Below are 6,000 nucleotides of genomic sequence, written 5' to 3'. Positions count from 1 at the left end.
TCGATCACCCGTCTGGGCCGTGCGTACAACCTCGCCGCCCCGGCCTCGGGCCGCATCCTGTCCGGTGGTGTGGACTCCACCGCCCTGTACCCGCCCAAGCGCTTCTTCGGTGCGGCCCGCAACATCGAGGACGGCGGCTCGCTGACCATCCTCGCCACCGCGCTGGTGGAGACCGGGTCCCGCATGGACGAGGTGATCTTCGAGGAGTTCAAGGGCACCGGCAACATGGAGCTCAAGCTCGACCGCAAGCTCGCCGACAAGCGCATCTTCCCGGCCGTGGACGTCGACGCGTCCGGCACCCGCAAGGAAGAGATCCTGCTCGCCGGCGACGAGCTCGCCATCGTCTGGAAGCTGCGCCGGGCGTTGCACGCGCTCGACCAGCAGCAGGCGATCGAGCTGCTGCTCGACAAGATGAAGCAGACGAAGTCGAACGCCGAACTGCTGTTGCAGATCGCCCGCACCACGCCCGCGCCGGAGGACGTCACCGGCTGACCGGGCGGTGGCTCACCTCGACGCCGCGCCCACCACGTCCGGTTCCGCCGGGAGTCCGGGATCCGCGGAGGGTCCGGAAGGGCGGGCGCCGGAGCGGATGGCACCGATACCGGCGAGCACCACGCAGACGACACCGGCCGCGGACGCCGGGCCGGGCAGCTGGCCGAGCACCAGCACTCCGGCGACCAGCGCGATGGCCGGTTCCAGGCTCATCAGGGTGCCGAACCCCGAGGCCGTGAGGCGGCGCAGGGCGAGGAACTCCAGTACGAAGGGCAGCACCGCGCTGAGCGCCGCGAGGCCCAGCATGGTGACGAGCAGCGGCCAGGTGACGCGCCCCAGGTCGGAGGGGGCCGCGACCAGCAGGCCCACCAGACCGGCGACGGGCATGGAGACCGCGAGCCCGTTCAGGCCGGTCACGCTGTCCCCGACCCGCTGGGTGAGCAGGATGTACGCCGCCCAGCACGCCGCGGCCGCCAGGGCGAAGCCCGCGCCGGCCGGGTCGATGCCGCCGTGCCAGGGTTCGGTGAGCGCCACCAAGCCGACGGCCGCCAGGGCCGTCCAGCGCGCCCGGCCGCGACCGGGGCCGCACAGGGACACGGCCAGGGGGCCGAGGAACTCCAGGGCGCTGGCCGTGCCGAGCGGCAGCCGGGTCACGGCCATCATGAAGCAGACCATCATTCCCGCGCTGACCAGGCCGAGTGCGACACAGGCCCGCAGGTCGCGGCCGGTGAAGTCGCGCAGGCGGGGCCTGATCAGGACCAGCAGGAGCAGGCCGGCCCAGGCGAGGCGCAGCCCCGTCGTGCCCAGGGCGCCGAGCCGGTCGACCAGCGGGACCGACAGCGCGAGGCCGAGCTGGATGGTCGACATGGACGCGACGGCCATCGCGGTGCCGGTGAGGGCCGGAGACAGGGGCGTACGGGAACGGTGGGCGGACTGCGGCAGGCTCATGGGGCCATCAGACGGCGAAGAGACCGTTCATGTCCACGTGCCGATCATGGACAATTCGTTCATGGATCCTGGACAATGACGGCATGGAGACACGACGACTGCGGATGCTGGTGGAGCTGTACCGCCTGGGATCGATGCGCGCGGTCGCCGACACGCTCTCCACGACCACCTCGACGGTCTCCCAGCAGATCGCCGCACTGGCGGGCGACATGGGCACGGCGCTGGTGGAGCCGCACGGGCGGCTGGTCCGGCTGACGCCCGCGGGGCGGCGCCTGGCCGAGCACGCGGTGACGATCCTGTCCGCCGTCGAGACGGCACGCCACGACCTGTCGCCGGAGAGCGAGCCCAACGGCACGCTACGGGTCGCGGGCTTCGCGACCGCCATCCGCGCCCACCTCCTGCCCGTCATCACCACCCTGGCCACCACCCATCCGCGGCTCCGGGTGCTGGTCCGCGAACACGAACCGGCCGAGGCACTGCGCCTGCTCGCCGAGGACGCGACGGACCTGGCGCTCACCTACGACTACAACCTGGCCCCCGCCGCCGAGGACGGCGGATCCCACGCGACCGCCCTGTGGACCGCGCCCTGGGGCCTGGGAGTCCCGGTGGGAGCGCACGTCCCGGCCGGGTCGACGCTGGACGTGTTCGCCGCGTTCGCCGGGCACGACTGGATCGTCAACTCCCGCAACACCGCGGACGAGACGGTGATCCGCACGCTCGGTTCCATGGCGGGCTTCACCCCGCGCATCACGCACCAGGCCGACAGCCTGGACCTCGTCCAGGGCATGATCACCGCCGGACTCGGCGTGGGACTGCTACCCCTGGGCACGACCGCGTTCCCGTCGGTACGGATCGTCCCGCTCACCGGACCCGACGTCGTACTGCGCGCCTACGCCGTCGCCCGCCACGGCCGCCTCGGCTGGCCGCCGCTGGCACTGGTCTCCGGCCTGCTGCTCGACCGGTCCGGACGACGCTAGCGAGTCTCCCCCGGCCCTCAGGTGTCGAGCAGTGCGGGCACGATGATGTCCTCGCTGGTCAACAGGCGCTTGGAGAGGCCCTGTTCGTAGTGGTAGCGCAGGAACGTGTCGAGCATCGTACGGTTCGCGCCCAGGCCGTACGGCCACCAGTCCTCGCCCAGCAGCGCCCGGTTCTCCTCGAAGTGGCGGCTGAACCACGGGGTGACCACGCCCATGTGCTGCTTCAACGCGCCCTCGCGGTAGGCACGCTGGACCGTCTCCTTCGCCTCGACGAAGGCGCGGTAGAGCGCGGTCATCAGGTCGGCGCGGGCGGCCAGCTCCCTCGGAACGGCGATGACGTGCATCGCGGGGAAGATCCCGGTGCGCCGGTAGTAGTCGCGCTCGACCCCCTCGTAGTCGGGGAACAGCCGGGCGATCCTGGGCGAGCCGTCGAGCAGGGCCTGGGGCACGTCGACCGAGACCAGCGCATCGATCTCCCCTGATTCCAGCATCGCGCCCAGGGTCGCCCCCTCCGGCGCGTGCCGCACGTCCACGCCCTCCGGGACCGGCTGCGGCACCCAGTCGAACGCGGGCAGCGGGTGGTCGGTGCCGCCGATGATCCAGCGGGACCGGTCGGGGGTCAGACCGTACTCGTCGGAGAAGATCCCCTTGATCCACACACCGGGGTCGTGCCCGTACATCGCGAACTCGCCGATCGTGCGGCCCGCGAGGTCCTCCGGGCCCTTGACACCCGCCGCCGTGTTCACGAAGACCGACGAGTGCCGGAAGTTGCGGTTGGGGAAGACCGGCAGCGCCAGGAACGGGGAGTCCTCCAGGTCGAAGGTGCGCAGGAAGTACGTAAGACCGTACTCGGCGACGTCGTAGCGCCCCTCGACGGTCCGCCGGAAGATGTCGGAGACCAGTTCGGCCGTCTCGAAGGTGGCGTCCACGCCCTCGATCGGGACGCGTCCTTCGAGCAGTGCGGCGGTGTGCTCGTAGGTGTAGGCGGCGACGCGCAGGGGCGTGCCGGTGCCGCTGTTCGTGTGCGTCGTACTCATCAGGAGCCTCGCTTCCGTGAATGAGCTTTCACTTTTAAGCTAGGACCGCGGGTGGAGCCCGTCAAGGTAAATGGTCATTCACTTTGAGGGAGTGCCGGTCATGCCCCGCCTGACACCCGAGCGCCGCGAGGCCAAGCGCGCGCAGATCGTGGCCGCCGCCCGCCGCTGCTTCTCCCGCGACGGCTTCCACCAGACCTCGATGCCGGACATCGCCGCCGAGGCAGGCGTCTCGGCCGGGGCGCCGTACCGCTACTTCACGGGGAAGGACGAGATCGTCCTGGCCATCGCGGGCGACGCGTTCCGGCTGGTCTTCGCACCCATCGAGGAGCTGGCCGCCGGCGCCTCCGCGCCGTCCGTCGCCGACCTGGTCACCGCGTCGCTCGACGCACTGAGCGCCGATACCGTCACCGACGCGGCGGGGCAGCCGGTCCCGGTAGAGGAGCTGCTGCGCTGCGCCGTACAGACGTGGTCGGAGCTGCTGCGCAACGACGCCGCCCAGGCGCACGCCCTCGACGGCTTCGCCTCCGTGCGCGACAGCATCGCGGAGGCGCTGCGCCGCGGCCAGCGGGCCAGAAGCGTCGCGCCGGCCGTGGACCCCGAGCGCGGCGCCCGGCTGGTGATGGGGCTGCTGCACGGCTTCCTGCTCCAGCGCGTCGCCTTCGGCCTGACCGACACGACGGGGTTCAACGACGACATCCGGACGCTGCTCGAAGGGGCGGGGGCGGAGCAGCGACCCTGAGCGCTCAGGGGGCCGGTGGCTGGAGGCCGGGGCGCGGCGGGCCGCGCCCCGGCCCCGTTCACGGGATCTTCCTCGATCGTTCCGCACCCTTGACACGTTCACGACGAGCGCTTGTATGGTCTAGTCCAACAGAACTCGCCGCTCCGCTTGGGGAGTTGACCCCAACCGGACATACCCTCCCCTGCGCGTGCGGCGGGTGCGCGTCACCTTCGCGCCTCTTGGCCCCACCCACGAGAGGCCGGTCGCCGCGCGTGGTTCCCCCACATGACCACGTGCGTCCGGGCCGGCCTGATGTGAAGGAGTTCTCCGATGCACTTCAGCAAGAAGACCGCCGCGCTCGTCGGCGCCGCCCTGGCGCCCGTCCTCGCCGTCAGCCTCCCCGCGGGCTCGGCCAGCGCCCACGGCTACATCTCCAACCCGCCCAGCCGCCAGGCGCAGTGCGCGGCGGGCACGGTGTCGTGCGGCGACATCACGTACGAACCCCAGAGCGTCGAGGGCCCCAAGGGCCTGACCAGTTGCAGCGGCGGCAACAGCCGGTTCGCCGAACTCGACGACGACGGCAAGGGCTGGGCCGTGACGCCCGTCCCGAAGAACGCCACGTTCTCCTGGAAGCTCACCGCCCGCCACTCCACCAGCACCTGGGACTACTACGTCGGCGGGCAGCGCATCGCCCAGTTCGACGACGGTGGCGCGCAGCCGGAGGCGACGGTGAACCACCAGGTCGACTTCGGCTCCCTCACCGGCCGGCAGAAGGTGCTCGCCGTGTGGAACGTGGCCGACACCACCAACGCCTTCTACGCCTGCATCGACGTCAACGTCGGCGGCTGAGGCACCGGCCGGACCCCGTCCGGCCCGCGTCCACCCCTCGTACGGGCCCTCGTACGGGAGCGACACGCGGGCGCCTCGCGCCCGCCGTACGGCGCGGGTTCCGGTGACGGAACCCCACTTCCCCACGCCGGACCCGCGCCGTCCTCCTCGCTCGTCCCGAAACCACTCCACCCCACAGGAGTCGATACCGTGCATCCCCGCATCCTCGGACTACTGGCCGCCACCGGCGCGGCCGCCGCACTGTGCACCCTGACGCTCGCTCCCACCGCCTCGGCCCAGAAGGCCGACGGCTCGGCCGTCGCGCGGCGGGCCGCCGCCGAATTCGTCGTCAGCGAGGCGCAGTTCGACGCGATGTTCCCGAACAGGAACTCCTTCTACACGTACAGCGGTCTCACGGCGGCGCTCAGCGCGTACCCGGGTTTCTCCAACACGGGCAGCGACACCGTCAAGAAGCAGGAGGCCGCGGCCTTCCTCGCGAACGTCAGCCACGAGACCGGCGGGCTGGTGTACGTGGCGGAGCAGAACACGGCCAACTACCCGCACTACTGCGACACCACCCAGCCCTACGGCTGCCCGGCGGGCAACGACAAGTACTACGGGCGCGGGCCGATCCAGCTGAGCTGGAACTTCAACTACAAGGCGGCGGGCGACGCCCTCGGCATCGACCTGCTCAACAACCCCGACCTCGTCCAGAACGACGCGGCGGTCGCCTGGAAGACCGGCCTGTGGTACTGGAACACGCAGAACGGGCCGGGCACGATGACGCCGCACGACGCGATCGTCAACGGGGCCGGGTTCGGTGAGACCATCCGGTCCATCAACGGCAGCCTGGAGTGCAACGGGGGCAACCCCCAGCAGGTGCAGAGCCGGATCGACAACTACCAGCGCTTCACCCAGCTGCTCGGGGTCGAGCCCGGGGGCAACCTGAGCTGCTGATCCCGGACACCGGACCAGCGCCCGACGGGACGGGGGCCGTACG

The 6,000-nt window shown here is 71.3% G+C and carries 6 protein-coding genes and 1 pseudogene; 5 read left to right on the top strand and 2 right to left on the bottom strand.

The genetic code is table 11. The features are described 5' to 3' along the window. Positions 1-492: pseudogene (locus tag ABT160_RS33960) on the top strand (transcription termination factor Rho); the annotation flags it as partial. 12 nt (positions 493-504) lie between these two features. Here ABT160_RS33960 and ABT160_RS33955 read toward each other — a convergent pair. Then, positions 505-1,440, bottom strand: coding sequence for an EamA family transporter (locus ABT160_RS33955; RefSeq protein WP_351651803.1), 936 nt, complete (start codon positions 1,438-1,440; stop codon positions 505-507). An 83-nt stretch (positions 1,441-1,523) separates the two neighbouring features. Here ABT160_RS33955 and ABT160_RS33950 point away from each other — a divergent pair, with 83 nt between their 5' ends. Then, the gene (locus tag ABT160_RS33950) at positions 1,524-2,417 is read left to right on the top strand and encodes a LysR substrate-binding domain-containing protein (RefSeq protein WP_351651802.1); all 894 of its coding nucleotides are present in this window, start codon (positions 1,524-1,526) and stop codon (positions 2,415-2,417) included. Between the two features lie 17 nt (positions 2,418-2,434). On the opposite strand, the gene ABT160_RS33945 is transcribed toward ABT160_RS33950, so the two are convergent. Then, entirely contained in the window at positions 2,435-3,454 is a 1,020-nt protein-coding gene (locus tag ABT160_RS33945; RefSeq protein WP_351651801.1) for a substrate-binding domain-containing protein, read from the bottom strand. A 100-nt stretch (positions 3,455-3,554) separates the two neighbouring features. On the opposite strand from ABT160_RS33945, the gene ABT160_RS33940 reads away from it, so the two are divergent. From ABT160_RS33940 to ABT160_RS33930, 3 genes are all read left to right on the top strand, one after another. Next, positions 3,555-4,193 (top strand): TetR/AcrR family transcriptional regulator, encoded by a 639-nt coding sequence (locus ABT160_RS33940; protein WP_351651800.1) that lies wholly within the window; start codon positions 3,555-3,557, stop codon positions 4,191-4,193. A gap of 309 nt (positions 4,194-4,502) precedes the next feature. Beyond that, positions 4,503-5,021 carry a lytic polysaccharide monooxygenase auxiliary activity family 9 protein gene (locus ABT160_RS33935; protein ID WP_351651799.1) on the top strand — a complete coding sequence of 173 codons (519 nt, stop codon included), beginning with the start codon at positions 4,503-4,505 and terminating at the stop codon, positions 5,019-5,021. 189 nt (positions 5,022-5,210) lie between these two features. After that, positions 5,211-5,957: a chitinase gene (locus tag ABT160_RS33930; protein ID WP_351651798.1), complete on the top strand. Its 747-nt coding sequence runs from the start codon at positions 5,211-5,213 to the stop codon at positions 5,955-5,957. Positions 5,958-6,000: the final 43 nt, after the last annotated feature.

The organism is Streptomyces sp. NPDC001941 (genome assembly GCF_040296945.1).
Taxonomy (GTDB): domain Bacteria; phylum Actinomycetota; class Actinomycetes; order Streptomycetales; family Streptomycetaceae; genus Streptomyces.
The sequence above is the reverse complement of the archived record's forward strand: the minus strand, read 5'-3'. Positions and strand labels throughout refer to the sequence as shown.

Coding starts and splice junctions, on each gene's coding strand:
- ABT160_RS33955 (WP_351651803.1), bottom strand. CDS start 1,440: ATGAGCCTGCCGCAGTCCGCCCACCGTTCCCGTACGCCCCTGTCTCCG.
- ABT160_RS33950 (WP_351651802.1), top strand. CDS start 1,524: ATGGAGACACGACGACTGCGGATGCTGGTGGAGCTGTACCGCCTGGGA.
- ABT160_RS33945 (WP_351651801.1), bottom strand. CDS start 3,454: ATGAGTACGACGCACACGAACAGCGGCACCGGCACGCCCCTGCGCGTC.
- ABT160_RS33940 (WP_351651800.1), top strand. CDS start 3,555: ATGCCCCGCCTGACACCCGAGCGCCGCGAGGCCAAGCGCGCGCAGATC.
- ABT160_RS33935 (WP_351651799.1), top strand. CDS start 4,503: ATGCACTTCAGCAAGAAGACCGCCGCGCTCGTCGGCGCCGCCCTGGCG.